At 58.9% G+C, this 24,743-nt stretch carries 15 protein-coding genes; 11 read left to right on the top strand and 4 right to left on the bottom strand.

The window, feature by feature from the left end; translation table 11 throughout:
* Nucleotides 1–13: 13 nt before the first annotated feature.
* Nucleotides 14–1,480 (top strand): rhomboid family intramembrane serine protease, encoded by a 1,467-nt coding sequence (locus R5R33_RS08080; protein ID WP_318955512.1) that lies wholly within the window; start codon nucleotides 14–16, stop codon nucleotides 1,478–1,480.
* A 36-nt stretch (nucleotides 1,481–1,516) separates the two neighbouring features.
* On the opposite strand, the gene R5R33_RS08075 is transcribed toward R5R33_RS08080, so the two are convergent.
* Nucleotides 1,517–2,956 (bottom strand): tetratricopeptide repeat protein, encoded by a 1,440-nt coding sequence (locus tag R5R33_RS08075; RefSeq protein ID WP_318955511.1) that lies wholly within the window; start codon nucleotides 2,954–2,956, stop codon nucleotides 1,517–1,519.
* A gap of 154 nt (nucleotides 2,957–3,110) precedes the next feature.
* On the opposite strand from R5R33_RS08075, the gene pepB reads away from it, so the two are divergent.
* Together pepB and R5R33_RS08065 are read left to right on the top strand one after the other, a co-directional pair.
* Nucleotides 3,111–4,400 carry an aminopeptidase PepB gene (gene pepB / locus R5R33_RS08070; protein WP_318955510.1) on the top strand — a complete coding sequence of 430 codons (1,290 nt, stop codon included), beginning with the start codon at nucleotides 3,111–3,113 and terminating at the stop codon, nucleotides 4,398–4,400.
* Nucleotides 4,401–4,590: 190 nt separating this feature from the next.
* A complete protein-coding gene (locus R5R33_RS08065) occupies nucleotides 4,591–4,785 on the top strand; it encodes an antitermination protein NusB (RefSeq protein WP_318955509.1) in 195 nt (64 codons plus the stop codon).
* 251 nt (nucleotides 4,786–5,036) lie between these two features.
* On the opposite strand, the gene R5R33_RS08060 is transcribed toward R5R33_RS08065, so the two are convergent.
* Nucleotides 5,037–6,560 carry a UxaA family hydrolase gene (locus tag R5R33_RS08060; RefSeq protein WP_318955508.1) on the bottom strand — a complete coding sequence of 508 codons (1,524 nt, stop codon included), beginning with the start codon at nucleotides 6,558–6,560 and terminating at the stop codon, nucleotides 5,037–5,039.
* 385 nt (nucleotides 6,561–6,945) lie between these two features.
* Here R5R33_RS08060 and R5R33_RS08055 point away from each other — a divergent pair, with 385 nt between their 5' ends.
* The 8 genes from R5R33_RS08055 (at nucleotide 6,946) to R5R33_RS08020 (ending at nucleotide 21,152) form a co-directional block, all read left to right on the top strand.
* A complete protein-coding gene (locus R5R33_RS08055; protein ID WP_318955507.1) occupies nucleotides 6,946–7,683 on the top strand; it encodes a FadR/GntR family transcriptional regulator in 738 nt (245 codons plus the stop codon).
* Between the two features lie 274 nt (nucleotides 7,684–7,957).
* The gene (locus R5R33_RS08050; protein ID WP_318955506.1) at nucleotides 7,958–9,397 is read left to right on the top strand and encodes a glycoside hydrolase family 28 protein; all 1,440 of its coding nucleotides are present in this window, start codon (nucleotides 7,958–7,960) and stop codon (nucleotides 9,395–9,397) included.
* Between the two features lie 250 nt (nucleotides 9,398–9,647).
* A complete protein-coding gene (locus R5R33_RS08045) occupies nucleotides 9,648–12,296 on the top strand; it encodes a TonB-dependent receptor (RefSeq protein ID WP_318955505.1) in 2,649 nt (882 codons plus the stop codon).
* A gap of 200 nt (nucleotides 12,297–12,496) precedes the next feature.
* Complete coding sequence (locus R5R33_RS08040; protein WP_318955504.1) at nucleotides 12,497–15,007, top strand: glycoside hydrolase family 88 protein; 2,511 nt, start codon at nucleotides 12,497–12,499, stop codon at nucleotides 15,005–15,007.
* Between the two features lie 66 nt (nucleotides 15,008–15,073).
* Nucleotides 15,074–15,916 carry a 5-dehydro-4-deoxy-D-glucuronate isomerase gene (gene kduI / locus R5R33_RS08035; protein WP_318955503.1) on the top strand — a complete coding sequence of 281 codons (843 nt, stop codon included), beginning with the start codon at nucleotides 15,074–15,076 and terminating at the stop codon, nucleotides 15,914–15,916.
* 26 nt (nucleotides 15,917–15,942) lie between these two features.
* Nucleotides 15,943–16,734, top strand: coding sequence for a gluconate 5-dehydrogenase (locus tag R5R33_RS08030; protein ID WP_318955502.1), 792 nt, complete (start codon nucleotides 15,943–15,945; stop codon nucleotides 16,732–16,734).
* Nucleotides 16,735–16,978: 244 nt separating this feature from the next.
* A complete protein-coding gene (locus tag R5R33_RS08025) occupies nucleotides 16,979–18,364 on the top strand; it encodes a glycoside hydrolase family 28 protein (protein ID WP_318955501.1) in 1,386 nt (461 codons plus the stop codon).
* Between the two features lie 28 nt (nucleotides 18,365–18,392).
* Complete coding sequence (locus R5R33_RS08020) at nucleotides 18,393–21,152, top strand: TonB-dependent receptor (RefSeq protein ID WP_318955500.1); 2,760 nt, start codon at nucleotides 18,393–18,395, stop codon at nucleotides 21,150–21,152.
* A 250-nt stretch (nucleotides 21,153–21,402) separates the two neighbouring features.
* Here the strand turns inward: R5R33_RS08020 and R5R33_RS08015 are convergent, their stop codons facing one another.
* Both R5R33_RS08015 and uxaC read right to left on the bottom strand, forming a co-directional pair.
* Nucleotides 21,403–22,896: a mannitol dehydrogenase family protein gene (locus R5R33_RS08015; RefSeq protein ID WP_318955499.1), complete on the bottom strand. Its 1,494-nt coding sequence runs from the start codon at nucleotides 22,894–22,896 to the stop codon at nucleotides 21,403–21,405.
* Between the two features lie 13 nt (nucleotides 22,897–22,909).
* Nucleotides 22,910–24,325 (bottom strand): glucuronate isomerase, encoded by a 1,416-nt coding sequence (gene uxaC, locus R5R33_RS08010; protein WP_318955498.1) that lies wholly within the window; start codon nucleotides 24,323–24,325, stop codon nucleotides 22,910–22,912.
* Nucleotides 24,326–24,743 lie beyond the last annotated feature (418 nt).

Below are 24,743 nucleotides of genomic sequence, written 5' to 3'. Positions count from 1 at the left end.
TGGACTGGCCTTATTGCGCAGTCCCTGTATTCTGAACAACCTGATCAATCAACCGCCAACCACAGGTCTGCCCTTGCTCATCATTCCCATCCAGAACAGGCCCGACTGGCGCAGACCGCCGCTGGTGTGTTTTGCCCTGGTTCTTGTCAACCTGCTGGTGTTCGTCCTCTACCAGAGTGGCGACGAGGCCCGCTGGCAGGTCGCTGAGGAGTATTACTTCGCCAGCGACCTGCCCGGACTGGAGGAGGCGAGCTTCTACGAATTCGTCGATGAGCAAAAGCCGGAGTGGCGCACTCTGGCCCAGGGCGCGGGTGAGGAGTTCATCTACGAGCAGCTGCTGTGGAGCCGGGAGTTCCACAATTGGCTGGTGCCACAGCTGGAAGCGGAGGGGCAGAAGTCCTGGCTACAGCAGCGGCAACAGTTCGCCGAGCAGCGCGATAGCCTGTCTAATTTTGCCTACGGCCTGACGCCGGCGAATCCCACCTTGAAGGGCCTGTTCGGGCATATGTTCCTGCACGGCGGCTGGGAGCACCTGCTGGGGAACATGGTGTTCCTGTTGCTGTTTGGCCTGTCGGTGGAGCTCGCCCTGGGCGCCGCCTGGTTTATCGGGCTGTACCTGCTTGGCGGGCTCGCCGCCGCGGCCCTGCACATGGGGGTGGAAGCGGGCAGCCTGATGCCGGTGATCGGCGCCTCCGGCGCGGTGTCGGCGGTGATGGGCATGTTCGTGGCGGTGTACGGAATCCGCCGGCTGCGCTTTTTCTATACCCTTGGGTTTGTGTTTGGGGAGTTCACCGCGCCGGCGCTGTTGGTACTGCCGCTGTGGCTGGGCAAGGAAGTGTTCGGGTACTTCTTTGGCAACGACAACATCGCCTACTGGGCCCATTTTGGCGGACTGGTGGCGGGCTTTGCCTGCACTCTGCTGCTGATCCGCCTGCGCCCGAGCCGTGAGATCCACGTGGAAGAGGATCTGCCGCCGACACCGGCGCAAATGGCGCTCGCGCGCATCGAATCCCTGCAGAACAGTGGCAAGCTGCTGGAAGCCAGTCAGGCAGCGGCCAGCGCCCAGCGCCAGCACCCCGATTCCCTGCCGTTGATCTACAAGTCCATTGAACTCACCGCGCTGACGCCGGAGAGCGAGGCGCACCACCGGGCCTGGCTGGCACTGTTCGCACTGGCCAAACAGCCGGGACAGGACTTTGCTCCGGTGGCTCAGGGCGTCGAGGATTATCTGCAGAAAGTGAAGGTGCCGCGGGCGCTGAATCTGGGGGTGTGCCTGGTGATCGCCCAGCGCGCCGCCGCGGAAAAACGCTGGGAGCTGGTGGAAACCCTGTTGCTGCGCCTGCAGGAAAAGGCGTATCGCCATCCTCTGATGGCGCGTCTCGCCAACGGCCTGGTGGAGCACTACCGCCGCTGTGGCGACGAGGAGCGGGCACGCAGGGCGCTCGACTTTGCCCGCACCCTGCAGCCCACTGCGGTTTAATTGTCGATCTGTCTTTGGCCCCGGACTACCTGCCGACTACCGCCCCGGTACAGGCTGCGCCCGCTGCTCTGCGGCGAGAATCCCCTGCAGCTGGCGCACTTCACCGATCACCGCACTGTTGGGGAATTTCTTTTCCACAAACGCCAGTAGCGCGCGGCTGTTGTCGGTGCGGTTGAATCCATCCATATAGATCTTGGCCAGCAGTAAATAGGCGCTGTCCAGTCGTGTGTAGTTCGGGTCTTCCTTGTGCAGGTTGTTCACCAGTGCCAGCGCCGGTTTGAACTGGCGCTGGCGGTAGAGTGCCTCGGCGAGCTGGTGGCGCAACAGGGATTTGTCGATGGCGGGCGTGCCCACCGCACTGGCCGTGGCAAGGTACAGTTCAGCGGCCTTGTGCGCCTGGTTCAGCTTGATGAACCGCTCCAGCAGGTGTGGACCCAGCTCACGCAGCGCTTTGCGATCGTCGATGGCGAGTAGCAGGCGGAAGTAGCGCTCGTTCAGCGCGATATCGTCCGGTTGCTGGCGCAGCACATTCACCAGAGTCTTGCGCGCCTCCTCGCCGCGGCCTTCGCGCAGCAGGATACTGGCGTTCGCCAGCGCCTTGCGGCGGTCGAACTCGCTCTCTTCCATAAACTCATCGTCGTACACCTGCGCAATCACACCCAGCTTCTGCTGCCGGGTCAGGCAGATGTAGCCCATCATGGCGCTGGTGACGATGGAGAAATAACTGGTGACAAAGGCCAGCAGCGGCAGCAGCATCCACGCGGGCAACTTCCCGGCCACTACCGGCAACAGGTAGGCTGGCGCCGCGGATACCGCGCTGGTGGATAGCCACAGCAGCCAGTAGGGCCAGCCGATGATCAGGGTGAACTGCAGCAGCTTGAGCGGATTTACTGCCGCGCGCATGCTGTGCTCCAGGGCCAGCACGATCATTGCCGCCGGTGCCAGCAGCGAAAGGATGATGGAATATACCTGCACGGCACCTTCACCCAGCCCGGCAAACAGCATGCCGACGCCGCCGGCTACCAGAATCATGCCGATGACCTTGACGAAGATGGCCGCACTGCGACCGTCCTGGGCGTCGCCAAAGGTGGGGGCCTCAAGCTGGCCGCCGGCGAGTTTCTCGATGACCAGCAGGTTGTAGCGAATCACTACCGCGAGCATCGCCACCAGCACAAAAATCGACAACCAGCCCAAGCCGGTCATGGCGATGGCTGCCACTGCACAGATGGCGGAAACCATGAGCGGCCCGCTGGAGAGCGCATAGCGGAAATAGAATGAGGCCATCTGCCAAAAGGGGCGGGCCTTGTTGCTCGCGCCCACGTTGTTCAAGCGCTGGTTGCACAGCACGCACTTGGGGGTGGATTTGTAATAGTTATCCACAGAACCCGGTACGCATTCGCCGCAGTATTCCTTGCTGCAGCCGGAGCATTGCCAGATGGCATCCGCACCGGAGTGGTAGTGGCAGGCGTTGCCCATTTTCTACATCCTTGTCGTTATTTTCAGCTCCCGCAGTGTATCGGCACACCGCCGCCGCGCGCAAACCAACACTTGCAGGCTGCTAGACTGACCCAATATTGTGTTGCTTGTGTCTCTTTCTCGGGCAACCGGTTTTTTTATAAAAGGTGTACAGATGACAACAGCGATGCAGGTAAAGCTGGAAACCACCGCGGCGGCGGAACACTGGGGCAAGAACGCCCTGTTGAGCTTCAGCGACAGCGAAGCCCGGATTCACGCTACCGAGGCCACCGGCGGCAAACTGGTCGCAGTGCAGCGCGGCGCCCGCCGTCTGGACGGCATGGGGGTAACTGCAGTTGCTCTGGTTGGGGGTAACTGGGACCTGGAAACTCGCTGGGCCTTCTGGGCCGGCTATTACAACCCGAACCGCAAGAGCACCCTGGACTGGGGTGTTGGCGATGGCGAAGAACTGAAAGAACTGGAAGCGCGCAAGGCGGCCAGCCTGTGGGTACGTGAAATCACCAACGGCACTCCGGAAAATGTCTTCCCGCGCGCACTCGCCGAAAGCGCCGCGGACATGCTGCAAAAGCTCGCCCCTTATGCTGTGGAATACCGGATCCTCTCTGGTGACGAGCTGGTTGAGGAGGGCTTTATGGGCATCCACAACGTTGGCCGCGGCAGCGTGCGCGGCGGTGCCATGCTACAGCTGGACTACAACCCGACGGGCAAAGAAGATGCTCCTGTGGATATCTGCCTGGTGGGCAAGGGCATCACCTTTGATTCCGGTGGCTACAGCATCAAACCTTCCGCCGGCATGGCGCACATGAAATCCGATATGGGCGGCGCGGCGATGGTTACCGGTGGCCTGGCGCTCGCTATCGCCCGCGGCCTTAAAAAACGCGTGAAGCTCTATCTCTGCTGCGCGGAAAACCTGGTTTCCGGCAACGCGTTCAAGCTGGGCGATATCATCCGCTACAAAAACGGCGTGACGGCAGAAATTCTGAATACCGATGCGGAAGGACGACTGGTACTGGCAGACGGTCTTATCGCCGCGAGCGAGCAGAACCCGCGCTACATTCTCGATGCCGCTACCCTCACCGGTGCGGCGAAAATGGCGGTGGGTCGGGATTACAACTCGGTGATGAGTTTCGAGGACGAGATGGCCGAGAAAGTGCTGTCTGCGGCCAAGCTGGAAAACGAAAAGGCCTGGCGCCTGCCGCTGGAAAAATTCCACATGGAGCAGATTCCCTCCGGCTTTGCGGAGATTGCCAACGTGGGCGTGGATGGCAGCCCGGGTGCTTCCACCGCAGCGGCGTTCCTCGCCAAGTTTGTACGCGACGACGGGCGCGGCTGGGTGCACATCGATCTTTCCGGTTCTTACTTACCCTCGCCGAATGACCAGTGGGCGCAGGGAGCCAAGGGGCACGGCGTTCGTACTATTGCCCGATTCCTGTTGGACAATTGAGTTTCGGGGTAACCAATTAGCTAAGGCTGTGGCGGTGGAGCACCGGGGGCGGGTTTTCAGGACCGCTGTGAATACGTCCCTGTACGCTGCGTCGCAAACATCCCTGTTTGCGACGCTCCTGAAAACCCGCCCCCGGCACTCCACCTTCAATTCAAGGGTTTGCGTTTTATTTGGCAGCGAGGAATTTGGCGTGGAAGAGTATCAGGTGATGATTCAGTCGAGGGAGTGGCTGGTGGGGTGGGGTACGCTCTCGTTGATTAATGCCGGTTTGGCACAGGGCAAAAATCGCAGTGGATTAATTTGGTGGATTCTGAGCCTGATTTTCGGCCCGCTGGCTACCTTGGTACTTGTGCTGCTCAGCAAGGCACCCGCAAAGCACGATTAATCGAGCAGCTTACGAAGTAGAAAAATTCGAAGCGAAGGGAGGTGGCGGGGATCTGTTTTCAAAAGCGTCGCAAACAGGGACGTTTGCGACGCAGCCCCCATGGATGGGTTGAGGGGGGGCGCCTAGCTCGGTTTTGAAAACAGATACGCGCTGCCTCGCCGCCACCGGGCCTGCTTCCAAACCACGAAACTCCAAAATCCCAGAAACAAAAAAACCGGCACAAGGCCGGTTTTTTTGAGGCAAAAGGGAGCTTAAACAACAGCCCCAATATGCCAGGGCAAAAACTCATTATCACCGTAATCGAGTTTCTCACTGGCACTCTGCTCGCCAGAAGCGATCGCCAGAATGTGCTGGAAAATCATCTCGCCGCACTCGGCAACACTGTAGCGCTTGTCCAGAATGCCACCGCAGTCGACATCCATATCTTCACGCATGCGCTCGAACAGATTCGAGTTACTCGCCAGCTTGATGCTCGGCACCGGCTTGCCACCGAACGCCGAACCGCGACCGGTAGTAAAGCACACTACATTTGCACCGCTCGCCACCTGGCCGGTGACGGAAACCGGGTCGAAACCGGGGCTGTCCATGAATACCAGGCCTTTCTTGCGCACCTGCTCAGCGTACAGGTAAACATCCTGCAGCGCGCTAGTGCCGCCTTTCGCCTGCGCCCCCAGGGATTTTTCCGCAATGGTGGTTAGACCGCCGGCCTTGTTACCCGGTGACGGGTTGTTGTTCAGCTCCACACCATTGATCTCGGTGTAGTGCTCCCACCACTTGATACGGTCTACCAGCTTCTGCGCAACTTCCGGACTCGCCGCACGGCGGGTCAGCAGATGCTCTGCACCGTAAATTTCCGGGGTTTCTGAATAAATAACGGTGCCGCCCTGACGCACCAGGATATCCGCTGCTGCACCCAGGCCCGCATTCGCGGTAATACCGGAGTAGGCGTCGCTGCCGCCGCACTGTACCGCCAGGGTCAGCTCGGAAGCGGGGATCGGTTCGCGCACACAGGCATTGGCGGCTGGCAACATTGAGGTCAGTCGTTCGATACCCGCCTCGATTGCAGCGCGCGTGCCACCCAGACCCTGAATGGTCATTACCTGGAAATGGTCGCCTTCCTGCAGGCCGGTTTCACGCATCAGGCTGGTGATCTGCATCGCCTCACAACCGAGGCCGATCAGCAGAACGCCGGCAAAGTTCGGGTGAACAATGTGACCGTGCAAGGTCCGTAGCAGGGTCTGATAACCTTCGCCGGACGTGGACATACCACAGCCGCTGTCGTGGCCCAGCGCCACAATGCCGTCGATATTCGGGAAATCACGCAGTTTGCCGCTGTCGCGGAAGTGGGCAGCGATAGCGCGGGATACGGTAACGGAACAGTTTACGGTGGATACAACCGCGAGGTAATTGCGTGTGCCGGCCTTGCCACTGGCACGGCGGTAACCCATAAAGGTCGCACGCTCATTTTCCGGGATCAGAGTTGTGGGTACGTAGTCCTTACAGAACTCGTGCGCAACCTGGTGGTTGCCCGCTTCCATGTTGTACTCGTGCACATGGGTGCCGGGAGCAATATTCTCCCGCGCAAAGCCGATAACCTGCCCGTACTTGATCACCGCCTCACCCGCGGCAATAGCGCGCACGCAGACCTTGTGCATGGCGGGCACATCGGTGAGCAGGGGCAGCATGCTGCCGCTCCAGTTCACCAGCGTACCGGCAGGCAGGGGGGCCTTGCTGACGGCGACGTTATCGTCTGAATGTATATGTATGAGATCCATCTTGTCCTGACTCCGCTAACGGACTGGCGGTCAGTTGTCGTTATGATTGGTTGCAATCTAACACTATATTGGTAAGGCCGCAATCTGGAGCATAGTAGGTTTTGGTAAGACTGTGGGCCGGATTCCCGTGTTGTGGTGGCTAAACCCCTTCTGCTAAACTGCGCCGAAATGTATCCGCTACTTATATATAAGTACCGTGTTCGCGAAATTCGGTCAGCAAAGCGGGAAATCCGGATGGGTCAGGCAGGTTTCTGCCGCTGGCACCAGCTGGGTAATATTAAAGATGAGTGTGGGGATGGCAGCGCGGGGTATGTATGCGCGAGTCCATTGCCAGAAGCACACAAACAAAAGAACAGACGCAGCATTAGCGCAGGAGATTGGTCTGATGCAGGGTGCCAGACTTTACCAACAAGTGGCCGAAAAACTGGCCGCCGCCATCGCCGCCGGTGACTATCCGGCGGGTACCCGTTTGCCCGCTGAGCGCAAGCTGGCGGAGCGCTTTGAAGTGAGTCGTCCCACCGTGCGCGAGGCCATTATCGCCCTTGAGCTCGCCGGTTGTGTGGAAGTGAAAGGCGGCTCCGGCGTTTATGTGACCGATACCGAAGCCAGCGCATTCTCTGCGGGCGAAAGTGATATCGGCGCGTTTGAGATCCTGCAGGCCCGCATGATGTTCGAAGGGGAGGCCGCTGGCCTCGCCGCCCGCGAAATGTCTGATGCGGAAATCAAGGAGCTGGAAGGTATCCTGGAAGAGATGGTGGAGGAGAACGCCTCTGACTCCAACGCCGAAGTGGCAGACGAAAAGTTCCACCTGCATATCGCCCGCTGTACCCACAACGATGCCGTGGTTTCCGTGTGTGATCACCTGTGGAAGCTGCGCAACAACTCTTCCGTATCCGCGCGTATCCTGGAAAAAGTACGTCAGGTGGGCTCCAAGCCCCGGATTGAAGAGCATCGACGTATTCTCGAGGCCATCAAGAAGCGCGATCCTGAGGGCGCGCGCAATGCCATGCGCGACCATCTGCAGCGCGTGGTACAACAGCTGCTGGATGCCACCGAAGCGGAAGCGCTGGAGCAGGCTCGCCGTGAAATGAGCGCCGCCCGCCAGCGTTTCGCAATGCCCTGAACCTGTATTTGCGTTCGCTCGAGCCCGAAAGCCGGCCACTGCGCCGGCTTTTTTGTGCCCGGAATTTTCCGCCCTTCTCAGGTCGCTTAGCCGTTGGGGGCACCTGTCCGGTTGTTGCCCTGCCAAAATTGGTATGACAGTATTGGCGAAAATTTTGTACTGGTCTTGCCAGATATGGGGCAGTCCGGTGAATGACCAGGCTGTTGGTGTCGCAGTTCGCCGCGGCAAAACCCAATAAAAAAGCCGAATAAAACAATAAACCCGGGAGGTAATGATGACTGGACTTAACCGGAGAGTATTCCTGCAATCCATGCTGGCCGCAGCGGTAGTGCCCGCCATCTCCGGGCTGCCCATGCAGGCGCTGGCCATGAGCCGTCCGCCCCGGGCCCAGTACAACGGCCCCTGGGCGCAGGTGCCGCAAATTCTGTCCTCCATCAAGCTGCCGGTTATTCCCGCACGCGACTTCAGCCTCAAGGCGCTGGGCGCCCGCGGGGAGGGCGAAGATGCCAGCGAGTTCTTCGCCGCTGCCATCGAGGCTTGTCGCAAGGCCGGTGGTGGCCGCATCGTGGTGCCGGCGGGTAAATACCGTACCGGTCCCATCCACCTGGTTTCCAATACTGAACTGCACCTGGAAGAGGGTGCGGAGATTCACTTTATCCCCGAGCCCGAGCGTTACCTGCCGGCGGTCAAAACCCGCTGGGAAGGTATGGAAATGATGGGTTACTCCCCGCTGATCTATGCCCACCAGGCCGAGAACGTGGCGCTCACTGGTAAAGGATTGATCGATGGCGGTGCCGATTGCGATACCTGGTGGCCGTGGAAAGGTGAGAACACCAAGTGCGACAACAGCTCCAACGAAGGGGATACCCAGTTCGCCGCGCGCAATCGCCTGATGGAAGAGATGGAAGCTGGTGTGCCGGTGGCCGAGCGTGCCTATGCCGAGAACTCCTTCCTGCGCCCGCCACTGGTACAGTTCTACGAGTGCAGCAATGTGCTTATCGAAGGGGTTACCCTTGAGAATTCTCCGTTCTGGGTCATTCACCCGGTGCTGTGCGAAAGCCTCACGGTGCGCAATGTCACCACACGCAGTCACGGTCCCAACTCCGACGGCTGCGACCCGGAGTCCTGCCGCAATGTATTGATCGAAGGCTGCCTGTTCGACAATGGTGACGACTGTATCGCCATCAAATCCGGGCGCAATGCAGATGGTCGCCGCCTGAACACTCCCACCGAGAACGTAGTGGTGCGGAACTGTCAGATGCGTGACGGTCACGGCGGCCTGGTGCTGGGCAGTGAGATCTCCGGTGGTGTGCGCAACGTCTTCATGGAGGACTGTGTCATGAGCAGCCCGCATCTGGAGCGCGGTCTGCGTATCAAGACCAATGCGATGCGCGGCGGTGATATCCACGATATTTATGTGCGCAACGTGACCATTGGCCAGGTAAAAGACGTCATCGTGATCAACTTCTTCTATGAAGAGGGCGACAAGGGCAGCTTTGACCCCAACGTGTATAACATTCAGGTGGAAAACCTGGTGTGCGAGGAGGCGGATCGCGCCTTCCATATTCGCGGCTTCGAGCGCGCCCCCATTCGTGGTCTGCAGATTTCCAATAGCCGTATTGACCAGGCTGCTTCTCTTGGTGTGATCGAAGAGGTTACCGGTCTGACCGTGAGCAATGTCACCATCAATGGTCAGGCCTTTAAACCCGGCTGAGCATCCCCCTCCCCACAAGCTTTCCAAATGCCTCCTGAAGACAACCGGTGCGGTGAAAGCCGCACTGGTTCTGGGGTCTTTGGCGCTGTATTCTTCGAACTGACGAAAAATAACGCAGAATTAGGCGATTAATTGGTCTACCAAAAGTTGATAGTTGGTAGTCCATGTGCGAATATCGGCCTGCATTGATAATAAGCGGTAATACCAAAACAGGTTTTACCAAAATAACGACGAAGCGGAGATGAGAGTCATGAAGACTTTTGAGCTGAAACCACTCACTCTTGCGATGGCCATGATTGCAGTTCCGGCCTTTGCACAAGAATCCACCCCCTCCACCCTCAGCGATGCCGGCCTGGAGGAGATCACGGTAACCGGTAGCTACCGTGACAGCCTGACTAACGCGCTGAACCAGAAGCGCGACGCAGTAGGCAGCAAAGACTCTATTCTGGCGGAAGACATTGCAGACTTCCCCGACCTCAACCTGGCCGAATCCCTGCAGCGCATCCCCGGTGTAGCCATTACCCGCGATGCTGGTGAAGGCCGTAATATTTCTGTACGCGGTCTGGGTGCTCAGTTCACCCGCGTTCGTATCAATGGAATGGAAGCCATCTCCACTACTGGTGGTGCTGACTCTTCCGGTGGTGCCAACCGCGATCGTTCTTTCGACTTCAATACCTTCGCGTCTGAACTGTTCTCCAACCTGACCGTACACAAAACCACCGCATCCGAGCTGGACGAAGGTTCCCTGGGTGCGACCGTTGACCTGAATACCGGTCGCCCGCTGGATATGGCCGACGACTTCACCTTCGCCGCCAACATGCAGTACGGCTACAACAGCCAGTCTGAAGAAGCGAACCCGCGCACCTCTTTCCTGGTCGGTGGCAAGAACGAAGCCGAAACCTTCGGCTGGATGGCTTCCTACTCCTACTCCGATCGCAACATTCTGGAACAAGGTTTCTCCACCGTGCGCTGGACCGCCAGTGAGCAGATCGTCAACTGTTCTGCCTGTGCCGATGACGCAGAGCTGGCCGCACTGAACGAAGGCTTCTTCCCGCGTATTCCGCGCTACGGCAAGTTTTCCCACGAGCAGGAGCGTCAGGGCTTTACCGGAACCCTGCAGTTCCGCCCGACCGACCGTACCGAAATCCTGGTGGACTACCTGACCTCCAATTTCGATGCGACCCGTGAAGAAGAGTTCGTTTCCGTCAGCCTGAAAGACGGCACCAACTACAAAGAATACGACGTAACCGACTACACCATGGATGGCAATGGCACCATTACTTCCATGACCGTCGAGAACTACGACCTGCGTGTTGAGCACCGCTTCGACGAGCTGGAAACCAAGTTCGACCAGTTCTCTATCCGCGCTTCTCACGATTTCACCGACCGTCTGCGCGGTGATGTGCTCTGGGGCGCCTCCGAGTCCAACTTCAGCAACCCGATGCAGACTACTGCCATTGTCGACGCGATCAATGTGCAGAACAGCTTCACCTACAACTCCACCACTTCCGGTGGCAGCATCGACTTTGCCGATTTCGATACCTCCAACCCGGCAAATTACCAGTTTGTTGAGCTGCGTCACCGCCCGAACAGCGTTGACAATACTTTCGATACTGCCGCATTCAATCTGGAATTCGATCTGAACGACACCATGACCCTGAAAGGTGGTGTGTCCCAGAAGAGCTTCGAATTCGACGTGGAAGAAATGCGCGCCGGCCCGAAGTTCAGTGGCATCTCTGCTAGCGAGCTGCAGGGCGGCTCCACCAGCATGGGCGGCATCACCTGGTTCTCCCCGGATGTGGACTCCACTCTGGCGAGCTACGCCGGTGAAGTGGCGGCCAGCATGGCACCGCGCGCTCAGGATATCCGCAATGTGAAAGAAGACAGCACCGGCTACTACCTGCAGCTGGGCTGGAACACTGAGGTGGCGGGTATGCCGCTGCGCGGTAACGTCGGCGTGCGTCAGGTGACCACTGAAGTGGAGTCCAACGGCCTGACCGATCTGGGTGGTGAATTTGTCGCGGTAAGAGCTACCAACGAGTACGACGATACCCTGCCGTCCCTGAACCTGGCGCTGGATGTCAACGAAGACATGGTTGTGCGTTTCTCCGCGTCTGACGTGATGGCGCGTCCGGGCCTGGGCAACCTGACCCCCGGCGGCAAGATCGATCAGTTCAACGGCACCATCAGCTACGGCAACCCGAAACTCGATCCGTTCCGCGCCCGCGCCTACGACGTGTCTTACGAGTGGTACTTCAACGACGACGCGGTATTCGCAGCGGCATACTTCTACAAGGATATCGACTCCTTCATTACCCGCCAGACCGACTCCGGCCTGAGCTGGGCGGAGACTGGTCTCGACGCCTCTCTGCTGCGTGACGAAGGTACCTACGACGAAACCACTGCGTGGGATGTTACTCGTGACGTGAACGGTGAGGGCGGCGAGCTGTCCGGTATCGAACTGCAATACCAGCAGATGTTCTTCGATAACTACGGCCTGCTGCTGAACTACACCTACGTCGATTCCGAGATGAACTACGGCACCACAGATGAGCCGATGTACGACGTTCTCACCGGCATGTCCAAGAACACCTACAACGCCACCGTGTTCTACGAGAACGAAGACTTCAGTGCGCGTGTTTCCTATGCCAAGCGTAGCGATTACCTGACCCAGTCTCCGGCTGCGGTACGTAACGGCAACGACAAGGAATACACCGAAGGCACTGCCAACATCGACTTCGTTGCCAGCTACAACCTGAACGACAACTGGAAGCTGAGCTTCGAGGGTATCAACCTGACCAACGAGCCCAACCGCCAGATGATCGACACTGCCGGACGTATTGTGGTTGACCACACTACCGGTCGTCAGTACTACGTCGGTGCGCAGTACAAGTTCTGATAACGAGCTGTCTGCATAATCGAAAAGCCCGGCAAATTATTTGCCGGGCTTTTCGATGAAAAAAATCAAGTTGTACCCAAACGGCCGAGTGCAGGAATCCGCCACGTCTCGTGGACAAGGAAGATTCGAAATCGCACGCGGCCGTTTTTCGATTTGAAAATCGATAGAACAGAATAAAACCCGAATTCGTGGAGACGTCTGTGAAACTGTTTGCTAAGTCCACTCGCACCCCGAGCCTGAGTGCCCTGGCATTTGCGCTTACCGCTGCCACCCTCACCGCCTGTGGCGAAAAATCTGCTGAAACCGTTGCGGATAGCGCGCCCGCGGCAGTTGCTGAAAAGCCGGGTGCCATTGCCACCCTCGAGCTTTCCAACCCCTCGGATTTCCCTCGTCTGGACGAAGCGGTTTACCTGAGCTTCTACGAACTCGGCCTCAAACAGGGTTTTGCATCGCCGATCGCGGTGTGGAACCAGGCGCGACAACTTCCAGTACAGGCCATCGACAAAGATGCCGATGGCGAGAAAGACGGCATCCTGTTCACGGTGGATGTTGCGGTCGATGAAACCGTAACCCTGCGGATCGCCGAAGCCGACGTGGCAGGCGAAACCGCGGCCAAACGCACCCAGGCGGAGATTTCCCGCAAGGTGGGCGGCGAGTGGAAAGAGCGCGAATATCTCGGTGGCAGCTTTGAAAACGTCAGCACGTTAGAGGTGCCGAAGGAGCATACCGACCACTCGTGGTATATCCGCTACGAGGGCCCGGGCATCGAATCCGATCTGGTGGGCTACCGGGTATATCTCGACTGGCGCAACGGTTTCGATATCTTCGGAAAATCCACCCTGGCACCGGTACTGCAGAACGTTGGCCAGGATGGCTTTGATTCCTACCACGAACCCTCTGATTGGGGCATGGACATCCTCAAGGTCGGCAGCGCCGTCGGTGTTGGTGGCTACGGATTCTGGGATGGTGAAAAAGTCATTCGCGTGAGCGATGTGCAGGACTGGCGCGCCGAGATCACCGAGAACGGCGACCTCTACTCCGCGTTCACAATCGACTACCTGGGCTGGAAGCCGGTGGAAGGTGTGCAGACCGACCTGAGTGCACAGCTCTCGATGCACGCGGGCAGCCGCCTGGTTGAAGTTAATGCGAAAACCAGCGAAGAGCTGGACAACATGATCGCCGGTATCGTCAATCACCCTGGCACCGAGCTGATCGTCGGTGACATGGACATTACCGGCCACGCCTATACCTATATCGGCACCTACGGCGCGCAGAGCCTGGACGGTGCCAACCTCGGCATGGCGGTGCTGGCCAAGCGCAAAGCCATCGATGAGGTGACCAGGGACGAACACAACCAGGTTGCCATCCTGAAGCCGGCGGATAAGGAAATTCAGTACTACTTCGTCGCCGCCTGGGCCAACGAAGTGGAGAGCCGTCACGGCCCGATCACCAGCAAAGCGCAGTTTGAAAACTATCTGCAGCAGGAAGCGGAAAAACTCACCATGCCGCTGCGCCAGCGGCTGACCACCGCGGCGAGCCTGGCGGAAACCCGGCAGCCGCTGACCGCGGACGTGGCGCTGGCGTGGAGCAAGCGCCTGGCAGACTCCGAGCTGCAGCGCAAAACCCTGGATTACGCCTTCGGCGGTTTCGACCATATCCGCAAGCGCCCATCCTACTTCGAGTACACCACCGGCATGGTGATGCAGGCCTACGATGAGCTGAACCAGGTTGCGCCGGAAGCACGCTATGCCGATGCAGTGCAGAAGGTGATGGGTTCTTTCGTCAACGAAGACGGCAGCATCAACGGTTACGAACAGTCGAAATACAACATCGACAGCATTCGCTCCGGTACCATGTTGCTGCGCATGTACGAGCGCAATCACGACGAGAGTTACAAGAAAGCCGTCGATACCCTGTTCGAACAGTTGGAACACCACCCGCGCACCACTGCGGGTGCGTTCTGGCACAAGAAAATTTACCCGCACCAGGTGTGGCTCGACGGCGTCTACATGGGGATTCCGTTTCTCGCTCAGTATGAGCAGCTGATGCACCAAGAGCCCAATGTGGACGAAGTACTGGCGGAATTCAAAGTGGTACGCGGCAAGCTGCGCGACCCGCAAACCGGCCTCTACTACCACGGCTGGGATGAGAAGCGCGAGCAGAACTGGGCCGACAAGGAAACCGGACTCTCCGCTTACCACTGGGCCCGCGGTATGGGCTGGCTGGCGATGGCGCTGGTGGACGTGCTGGATTACATCCCCAAGGAAAACACGGAGCAGCGCCAGTACCTGCTGGACATGATCGCCGAGATTGCGCCGGTGATCGAAAAATACCAGGACCCGGCGACCGGTACCTGGTGGCAAATCATGGACAAGCCCGGCGAGCGCGGTAATTACCTCGAGTCTTCCGCCAGTACCATGTTCACCTACTTCTACGCCAAGGCGCTGAACCACGGTTACCTGCCCGAGGGCAAATATCTGGCAATCGCGAAAAAGGCCTACCAGGGTCTGCTGGATGAGTTTGTGCAGGTGCACGCCGACGGCAGCATCACCATCACCGATATGTGCCAGGTGGCGGGTCTCGGTTATGGCCGCGATGGCAGCTACAAGTATTACCTGAGCGAGCCGATTTACGACGACGACCCCAAGGGCACCGCGCCGTTCATTACTTCCGGCGTCGAGATGTACAAACTGCTGAAATCCAAGTCCTGAACCGAACATTGAAATCTATCCGGATTTCATTCGTACAGGATTTATCAAGAGTTACCGGGAAAGATTATGACCACCGTTTTTGACGAACGTTATTCCAGCCATCCGGCGGACTATGTGAACTACGACACCGAGCGCCTGAGAAAAGAATATCTGGTGCCGACCCTGTTCACCGCAGACACCGTAAACCTGACCTATACCCATGTGGATCGCGTGATCGTGGGCGGCGTCATGCCGGTGGAAGGTGCAGTGAAGCTGGAGACCGTGGATGCACTGAAAGCGGATTATTTTCTCGAGCGCCGCGAGCTGGGCATCATCAACATCGGCGCCCCGGGCTGTGTGGAAGTCGACGGTACCCTGTATGAAATCGGCACCAAGGAAGCGCTGTATGTAAGCCGCGGTTCCAAGGAAGTGGTGTTCACCAGCAATGTAAAAACTTCGCCGGCGAAGTTCTACATCCTGTCCACTCCCGCGCACCGCGAATTCCCCACCCGCAAGGTTGGCCAGGGCGATGCCCAGGTCATCGAACTGGGTGCGGCGGAAACCTGCAACAAGCGCACCCTGCGCAAGCTGCTGGTGAAAGATGTGCTGGAAACCTGCCAGCTGCAGATGGGGATGACCGAACTGGCCGAAGGCAGCTGCTGGAACACCATGCCGTGCCACACCCACAGCCGCCGCATGGAAGTGTACATGTACTTCAATGTGCCGGAAGGTCAGGCGGTGTGCCACTTCATGGGCCCGCCCCAGCAGACCCGCACCATCTGGATGGCGAACGAGCAGGCGGTGATCTCTCCCACCTGGTCACTGCACTCCGGCGTCGGCACCAGCAATTACACCTTTATCTGGGGTATGGCTGGCGAGAACCACGATTACGACGATATGGACAAAGTGCAGCCCAACGAGCTGCGCTAATCCGCCGAAAAGCTTGGAGTAGATTTATGTCCAGATCCCTATTTGATCTCACAGGAAAACTGGCGCTGGTCACCGGCGCCACCCACGGTCTTGGCATGGCGATGGCGGAAGGCCTCGGCAACGCCGGCGCCAAGCTGGTGATTACCGGTCACTCTTCCCAGGAAAAACTGGATAACGCGGTGGCCGAGCTGCGTGCCAAAGGCCTGGATGCCCACGGCTATCTGTTCAACGTCACCGACGAAGCGGTGGTGAATGAAATGGTGGCGGTGATCGAGCAGGAGCAGGGCCCCATCGATGTGCTGGTGAACAACGCCGGTATCATCCGCCGCGTGCCGCTGCTGGAAATGGATCTGGCGGAGTGGAACCTGGTGCTGCAGACCAACCTCACCGGCGTGATGGTCATGACCCGCCCGGTGGTGAGGCGCATGATCGAGCGCGGTGCCGGCAAGATCATCAATATCTGTTCCATGATGAGTGAACTGGGGCGCGACAGTGTTTCCGCCTACGCCGCGGCCAAGGGCGGCCTGAAAATGCTGACCCGCAATATGGCTACCGAGTGGGCGCGCCACAATATTCAGGTGAACGGTATTGGCCCCGGCTACTTCGCCACCAGCCAGACCGCACCGATTCGCGTGGACGGCCACCCGTTCAACGACTTCATTATCGGCCGCACGCCGGCGGGACGCTGGGGTAACCCGGAAGACCTGCAGGGTACCGCGGTATTCCTGTCCAGCGACGCGAGCAATTTCGTCAACGGCCAGATCGTGTATGTGGATGGCGGCATCCTCGCCACCATCGGCAAGCCCAGTAACGAATAAATAGTTGTGAATAAAAAGTAACGAATAACGTGTAACGCAATATTTGCCGGTGTCCTGCCGGCGGCGGTAATCCCTGTTACCGCAAGGCATACCGGCGCGTCCTGCGCCGGAGTGTCTGGTTCGACTGATATTTCGATTTTCGATAGCTGATTGTCTGGTTGCTTCCCTCTCAAGTTGTTGAGTGAGAGGGCGGGCGGGCGCCTGCCTGCCCAGAATAAATTTAATAAATCCTTCGGGAGCAACGATGAATGCGATGATGTCCCTACCCCGCGGTCTGCGGGGCATAGTCCTGTGCGCCTTATTTGCCGGCGTCTCCACTGCGGTTTGTGCAATAAGCTCCGATGCCGTTGCCAATGACTGGAAACTGGCAGAGAAAATTGTTGCCGGTATTCAGGCACCGGTTATTCCCGCCCGTGAATTTTTCGTTGCTGATTTTGCTGCGGACGCGAAGGATGTGCGCCCGGCCATTGTCGCGGCGATTGACGCTGCGGTTAGGGCCGGTGGAGGCCGTGTTGTTATCCCTGCCGGTGAGTGGCTAAGTCGTGGCCCCGTGGTACTGCAGAGCCGTATTGAGTTACATCTACAGGAGGGGGCTGTACTGCGCTTTTCCGCAGATCCGGAAGACTATCTGCCGGTGGTGAAAAGCCGCTGGGAAGGCACCGAGCTTTTCACCTATTCACCGCTGATTTACGCCAGTAATGTCGAGGATGTCGCCATTACCGGCACCGGCATCATCGACGGCAATGCCGACAGCCTGTTCAAAAGCTGGCACCCGCAGCAGAATGCGGATATGCAGCGTCTGCGGCGCATGGGGGCCGATTCCGTCCCCGTCGGGCAGCGCATTTTTGGTAAGGGCACTTTCCTGCGGCCGCCGCTGGTGCAGTTCTTCCATGCCAAGCGCGTATTGCTGCAGGATTTTACCGCGCTCAACTCCCCGTTCTGGGTCAACCACATTGTCTATACCGATCACGCCACGGTGCGCGGAATACGCGTGGACAGTCACTTCCCGAATAACGACGGTATCGACATCGAATCCAGCAGTAATGTGCTGGTGGAAAACAGCTGGTTCCGCACCGGCGACGACTCTGTGGTGGTGAAATCCGGACGCGATCTGGACGGCCGCAGTATCGGTGTGCCGAGCCAGCGCATCGTGGTGCGCAATAACGACATGGGCGGGGAAGACGGCATCGCGCTGGGCAGTGAAATGTCCGGTGGTATTCGCGATGTATTTTTTACCGACAATATCCTGCGCAAGGGCATTTCCGCATTTCGCTTCAAGTCCAATCTGGACCGCGGTGGACTGGTGGAAAATGTGCGCCTGCGCAATCTCACGGTCGAGTCCTTCGACAGTCTGTTCTGGTTCCAGCTCAATTATCCCGGCGAGCTCGGTGGCTTTTTCCCGTCCACCTATCAGGACATCGTGTTTGAAAATATTCAGGTGCAGGAAGTGGGTACTTTCCTTGAGGTACACGCGCCCGATGCCGCCCCGCTGAAAGATGTAGTGTTCAGGGATATCCATGTCGAGAAGGTGGCTACACCCCTTGTCATCGAGAACGCGGTCAATCTGAAGTTTGAAGAAGTAAAACTTGGCAGCCAGCGCATAGACGGCGTCTTGAGCTGGCGAAAATAATCGAAGAGAGAGTAATGGAGCGTTAGTAATGAGCAATTACAAAATAAAACCGCTTGTTCTGGCCATGGCACTGGCAACCCCCGCGTTTGCGCAGGAAGCGGCTGAGGAAGTAACCCAGCAGCCTGATCAGCAGGGCCAGGTCCTGGAAGAGGTGGCGGTCACCGGTTTCCGCCAGTCCCTGGAGCAGGCGCTGGATACCAAGCGGACCAGTGCCAACAACACCGACAGCATCATCGCCGAAGATATCGGCAAGATGCCCGACCTGAACCTGGCGGAGTCGCTGCAACGGGTTCCGGGTGTAGCGATCACCCGTGAAGGTGGCGAAGGCCGCAACATCACCGTGCGCGGTCTCGGCCCGGGCTTTTCCCGCACCACCCTGAATGGCATGGAAGTGCCCGCCAGTACCGGCGGCCTAGATACCTCCGGCGGTGTAAACCGCAGCCGTGATTTCGACTTCAACATATTTGCGTCGGAACTGTTCAACCGCATCACCATTCACAAGTCACCGATCGCTTCCGTGGAAGAGGGTGGTCTGGCCTCGACGGTGGAGCTTTCCACCGCGCGTCCGTTTGACAACCCCGGTCAGCATTTTTCCTTCGGCGGCCAGATGATGGTCGACAGTTTTGCCGAGAAAGAGAGTCCCCGTTTTGTGGGCCTCTACAGCAATACCTTTATGGATGACAAACTGGGTGTGCTGGTGAGCGCGGCTTACTCCGAGCGCTCCGTGCGTCAGGAAGGTTTCGGTACCGTGCGCTGGACCAGCCCGTTTGATAACGGCAACCGCAGCTGGGCGGGAACCGATGCCGACGTGATCATCCACGGTACGCCGAACCCGCAGGCGAACTACCCGGATGACGATATCAAGGCGGATGAAAAATTGGATTACATGTGGGCGCCGCGCCTGCCGCGTATGGACTCCTTCAACCGCGAGCAGGAGCGTCTCGGCCTGACCGGCTCCCTGCAGTTCCGTCCCAGCGATTCCATGGAATTCAGCCTGGATGTGCTGAACTCCAACCTGAAAGCCGACGTGACCTCTTACAACTACTTCGCGCAGTTCCGCAACAGTTTCAACGGAATCACGCCACTGGAAGTGACGCTGGATGAGAGCGGTCGCAATATCGTGGCCGGCACCTTCGCAGGCGTGAAGCCCCGTTCCGAGAGCCGCGGCCAGTTCAGTGAGACCGACTTCACCCAGGTAGTGCTGTCCGGTAAGTTCGATCTTACCGACAACGTGGTACTGGATGTGATGTACGGCAATGCAGTATCCAAGCACACCGAAGACCAGCTGCGCTTCAACATCGATGCCAGGGACGCGTCCACCTTTTCCTACTCCTTCCTGGAAAACGGCGATATCGCGGAAATGTCCTACGGTTTCGATATCCTGAATCCGGACAATTACGTGTTTTCCGGCCCGACCCTGCGTCGCGACGTGGTGGAGCGCACCAATGACACCGTCCGCGCCGACCTGACCTTCAACGGTGACAGCTCCGTGCTGAAAACCGGTCTGATCTGGAACAGCCGCGAAGTGGATTCCGAGCGCTGGGATCCGACCAGAGGCACGCTCAACAGCCCCACGCTGACCGCCGCGTTGACTACGCAGTTGGCAAACGAGATCAGCGGTTTTGGCAGCGGCGTCGATTCGCCGTCCGGCTTCCCCACCAACTGGCTGGTAAACGATTTCAACGCGACCAAAGAAGCCTACGGCGTTGGCCAGTGGACGCTGAACGACAACGACTCCAGCACCTACAATGTGGTGGAGGAAACCCTCGGTGGTTATGTTGAGGCAACGGTGGAAACCCAGCTGCTGGGACTGCCGCTGACCGTCAACAGTGGTCTGCGTATCGTGGAAACCTCCACCGACGTGGGCAACCTGCCGGAAGACAGCTACACCGAAATCCTGCCGTCCACCAACCTGGTACTGGAGCTGCAGGAAGACCTGCTGCTGCGCGTGGGCCTCGCGCGCAACTTCGCGCGTCCGGGGCTCGGCGGTCTGGCGGCAACGACCGTAACCCCGGTGCGCGGCACCGTGAGTGCGGCCAACCCGGAAGTCGAGCCGATGCGCGCCGACTCCGCGGACGTGAGCCTGGAGTGGTACTTTGACGCGGAATCCGTGCTGGCACTGACCGTGTTCCACAAGCAGATCGACAGTTTCCTCACCAGCGTCACCGTGAACGACCAGGAACTGCCGGCCGAACTGGCTGCGATCGTCGCCGCCCGTCCGGAATACGATCCTTCCAGTCCGCTGTATGACGCAAACGTGGAAGATCCGTACAGCAGTGGCTGGGACATCACCACCACCGTGAACGGTGAAGGCGCGACGGTAGATGGTTATGAAGTTTCCTACCAGCAGCCGCTGAGCTTCCTGCCGGGCTGGGGCAGCAACTTCGGTGTACTGGCGAACTTCACCCACGTGAAGTCCAATGCCGAGTACGGCAATGGCGTGCGCGGTCCGCTCGAAGGGTTGTCCGAGAACAGCTACAACTTCGGTGTTTACTACGAAGAGGATCGCTTCGGTGCTCGCGTGGTGGTCAATGACCGTGACGACTATGTGACTTCCGGAACCGGCGGTGAAGGCAACGCGTCCTTCGCCACTACCGGCCCGACCCGTGTGGATATGTCGGCGTTCTACGATGTAACCGACAACATCAAGGTCAGCCTCGAAGCGATCAACCTGACCAACGAACCCGAGCGCCTCTACACCACTGGCCCTATGGGTGATCAGGATCTGGTGCGCGAATACAACAGCACCGGCCGTGAAGTACTGCTTGGCCTGCGGGTGAATTTCTAAACCGCAACGGACGTTATTTATTTCCGCTTATTTTTGCCGGGCTTAGTCCCGGCTTTTTTATGGAAATTTATGCGCGCGCATAAAAAATCCCGCGGTGTTGGCCGCGGGATGGAAGGGAAATGGTTTCCAGTGAAATCCTCAAATCGAGGGGCTGGAAACTAAGCGAGAAAACAAAAACTAAAAACAAAAAACTGACAAATACAAACTGTGCCCAGATACAACAAGCACGGGGCAAATCAAACCGCCGCTATCAGCCGATAGCGGCAAAGCTCTCCTGTACACAGGCCAGAGTGCCATTGGCATCCAGCTTTTCCAGCCAGCCAGAAACGGCCTGTTGCAGGTGCTCACTGTTGCGCAGGTCTTCACCGAATACCGGGGTAAACGCCAGGAAGGCCGCTGTCAGTGCCGCATTGCCCTGGGGCTTGTACATATCACACAGCGCTTTCAAATCTGCCGCCAGCGGGTCGGAAACCTCAATGGAATTGCCTTTCTCGTCGACCGCAGATACATAGCGAATCCAGTTCGCCAGCGCGAAACTCAGTACCTCAATCGGGCCTTCGTTGGCGAGCTGGTGGCGCAGGGTACCCAGCCAGCGCTGCGGAATTTTCTGCGAACCGTCCATGGCGATCTGCCAGGTGCGGTGACGCAGTGCGCGGTTTTCAAAGCGCTCAATCAGCTCCGCCTGGTAGGCCGCGATATCGAAATCCGCCGGCACCTCAATGGAAGTGGTGGCCTCGGTCTGCATGAAGTGCAGTGCCAGCTTGTTGAACGCGGGCTCCGCCATCACATCCGCCACGGTTTCAAAACCGGACAGGTAACCGCTGTAGGCCAGCATGGAGTGGCTGCCGTTCAGCAGGCGCAGCTTGATCAGCTCGTAGACTTCCACTTCGTCCACAAAGGTCGCGCCGGCCTTGTCCCACTCCGGACGGCCGCGCAGGAAGTTGTCTTCCACCACCCACTGGGAGAAAGGCTCCGCCATCACCGCCGCCTCATCGCGACAGCCGAGAATCGCTTCCAGCTCCGCGCGGTCGTTATCGGTGGTGGCCGGCACAATGCGGTCCACCATGGTGGCCGGCGTCGTGGTGTTCTCCGCAATCCACGCGGCCAGCTCGGAATTTACTTTTTCCGCATACTGCACCAGCACCTTGCCCAGCAGCTTGCCGTTGGACGGCAGGTTGTCGCAGGACAGCACGGTAAAGCCCGGCAGACCGCGCTCCTTGCGCAGCGCCAGCGCACCGACGATATAACCCAGTGCAGACTTCGGCGCTTGCGGGTTCGCCAGGTCGTGCACCACATCCGGATGCTGCGGGTTCAGATTGCCGCTCGCCGGATCGTGGCAGTAACCCTTCTCGGTAATGGTCAGGGAAACAATGCGCACGCTTTCCTGGGCCAGCAGCTCCAGCAATTGCTGTGGGCTTTCCGGGCCCACAAGCACATCGCTGACCGCACCCACGATCTGCACCTTGGTGCCCGCGTTGGATTTTTCCACCACGGAATAGAGACCGTTCTGCGGTACCAGCTGATCCCGCACACCCGGTGAGCGCAGGCTCGCACCCACAATGCCCCAGTTTTTTTCGCCGGCGGCAATGCGGTTCTCGGTGTACCACGCCTGGTGCGCGCGGTGGAATGCACCGATACCCAGGTGCACGATACCGGTAGTGACTTCACTGCGGTCGTAGGCCGGCTTGATCACCTCGGCGGGGAGGTTTTCGAGAATGCTGTTGTTGAGTCTTTCCTGGCTCATGTCTTTCTACCTATCAGAGTTTGTAGGCTTTCTTCGCCAGGTTGTAAGCGAGGTCGGCAGCCAGTTCGAGGGCTTCGTCTTCCTGCAGGCGGTGGTCGCTGACCAGCTGCGCCAGCCATACGCAGTCCATACGACGCGCCACGTCGTGACGGGCGGGGATGGACAGGAAGGCGCGGGTGTCGTCGTTGAAGCCGACGGTATTGTAGAAACCGGCGGTCTCGGTCACCTGCTCGCGGAAACGACGCATGCCCTCGGGGCTGTCGTGGAACCACCAGCTTGGGCCCAGCTTCAGCGCCGGGTAGTGACCGGCGAGCGGCGCCAGTTCGCGGCTGTAGCTGGTCTCGTCCAGAGTGAACAGAATGATCGTCAGGTCAGGCTCGTTGCCCACCGCTTCCAGCAGCGGCTGCAGCGCGTGCACGTAATCGGTCTGGGACGGAATATCGCAACCCTTGTCGCGGCCGAAGCGCTCGAACACGACCTTGTTGTGGTTGCGGAAAGAGCCCGGGTGAATCTGCATGACCAGACCGTCCTCGATGCTCATACGCGCCATCTCGGTCAGCATCTGACCGCGGAACAGCTCCGCATCCGCCGCGCTGCAGTTGCCACGGCTGACCTTCAGGAACAGCGCCTCGGCCTCCGCCGCAGACAGGTTCGCGGTTGTAGCGGTGGGGTGGCCGTGGTCGGTAGAGGTCGCGCCCATCTGCTTGAAGAACTCGCGACGGTTGCGCAGCGCCGCCAGGTAGCCCGCCCAGGTGGAGGTGTCTTCACCGGTGATCTCGGCCAGCTGCGCCAGGTTATCCACAAAGCCCTCGAAGTCCGGATCCAGTACCGGGTCCGGGCGGAAGGCGGTGATCACACGGCCTTTCCAGCCGCTGTCGAGGATGGTCTGGTGATGACGCAGGTCGTCCAGCGGGGACTCGGTAGTGGCGATCACTTCAATATTGAAACGCTCGAACAGCGCGCGCGGCAGGAACTCCGGCTTTTTCAGTTCGCTGTCGATACGCTCGTAATACAGCTCGGCGGTCTCGCTGCTCAGCTGCACGTCGAGGCCGAACACATCGTGGAACACGGTATCCAGCCAGGTGCGCGACGGGGTGCCGCGGAACAGGTGGTAGTTGTCTGCCAGCAGTTGCCAGATCTTGCGCGGATCCTGCTCGACCTCGGTGCCGTCTTTGGTGCGGATGCCCAGGCGCTCCAGCGCAATGCCCTGGGAGTAGAGCATGCGGAAGACATAGTGATCCGGGCGAATCAGCAGGTTGGCGGGGTTGCCGAACGGCTTGTTGTCCGCGAACCAGGACGGGTCGGTGTGACCGTGGGGGCTGATGATCGGCAGATCTTTGACGCTCTCGTAAAGATTGCGGGCGATTTCCCGGCTCACTTTGTCGGCCGGAAACAGACGGTCGGGATGCAGGATCAGAGGGCGTGTCATTTAGGATGCTTCCAGATTTCGGGTTTGCCATTAGAGGCCGGCTGTTCGGATTGCTTGTACCGGTGCCGGTCCCGCTTATTGTTGTAAGGTTTTGCTGCCACCGCGAGAATCCGCAGGGGGCGGATCCTGGGCTTCTCATGTCGGCCAGACGAAGAAAAGCCCGGCTCGCTGCCCGGCAAATGGCCGGAAAGGGAGCGGGCGGTATGCGCGAAACAAAAGGCAAAGGGGTCCAAACCAGCCCCCTAGTGCCCGGTGCGCCAGGCGATGGAGAAAACCGCGGCGTCGATTCGAGGTGTGGATCGGCGCCGCTTGTTGCCATACTGCCAAAAATTGGTTATACCAGTCAACCATTCTGGTAAGGCATTTTTGTGGCGCTTTGCGCTGGGCTGTGCGGCATTAATTTGGTGCAGCGGCGGAT

It is taken from the genome of Microbulbifer pacificus (genome assembly GCF_033723955.1).
Classification (GTDB): Bacteria; Pseudomonadota; Gammaproteobacteria; order Pseudomonadales; family Cellvibrionaceae; genus Microbulbifer; species Microbulbifer pacificus.
This window is presented reverse-complemented; position numbering and strand designations above follow the sequence as displayed.

What these genes read in the sequence shown, in the direction of transcription:
- R5R33_RS08015 (WP_318955499.1), bottom strand. Translation starts at nt 22,896, where the DNA reads ATGAGCCAGGAAAGACTCAACAACAGCATTCTCGAAAACCTCCCCGCC.
- R5R33_RS08045 (WP_318955505.1), top strand. Translation starts at nt 9,648, where the DNA reads ATGAAGACTTTTGAGCTGAAACCACTCACTCTTGCGATGGCCATGATT.
- R5R33_RS08030 (WP_318955502.1), top strand. Translation starts at nt 15,943, where the DNA reads ATGTCCAGATCCCTATTTGATCTCACAGGAAAACTGGCGCTGGTCACC.
- R5R33_RS08075 (WP_318955511.1), bottom strand. Translation starts at nt 2,956, where the DNA reads ATGGGCAACGCCTGCCACTACCACTCCGGTGCGGATGCCATCTGGCAA.
- R5R33_RS08050 (WP_318955506.1), top strand. Translation starts at nt 7,958, where the DNA reads ATGACTGGACTTAACCGGAGAGTATTCCTGCAATCCATGCTGGCCGCA.
- kduI (WP_318955503.1), top strand. Translation starts at nt 15,074, where the DNA reads ATGACCACCGTTTTTGACGAACGTTATTCCAGCCATCCGGCGGACTAT.
- R5R33_RS08060 (WP_318955508.1), bottom strand. Translation starts at nt 6,560, where the DNA reads ATGGATCTCATACATATACATTCAGACGATAACGTCGCCGTCAGCAAG.
- R5R33_RS08020 (WP_318955500.1), top strand. Translation starts at nt 18,393, where the DNA reads ATGAGCAATTACAAAATAAAACCGCTTGTTCTGGCCATGGCACTGGCA.
- uxaC (WP_318955498.1), bottom strand. Translation starts at nt 24,325, where the DNA reads ATGACACGCCCTCTGATCCTGCATCCCGACCGTCTGTTTCCGGCCGAC.
- R5R33_RS08055 (WP_318955507.1), top strand. Translation starts at nt 6,946, where the DNA reads ATGCAGGGTGCCAGACTTTACCAACAAGTGGCCGAAAAACTGGCCGCC.
- R5R33_RS08025 (WP_318955501.1), top strand. Translation starts at nt 16,979, where the DNA reads ATGAATGCGATGATGTCCCTACCCCGCGGTCTGCGGGGCATAGTCCTG.
- pepB (WP_318955510.1), top strand. Translation starts at nt 3,111, where the DNA reads ATGACAACAGCGATGCAGGTAAAGCTGGAAACCACCGCGGCGGCGGAA.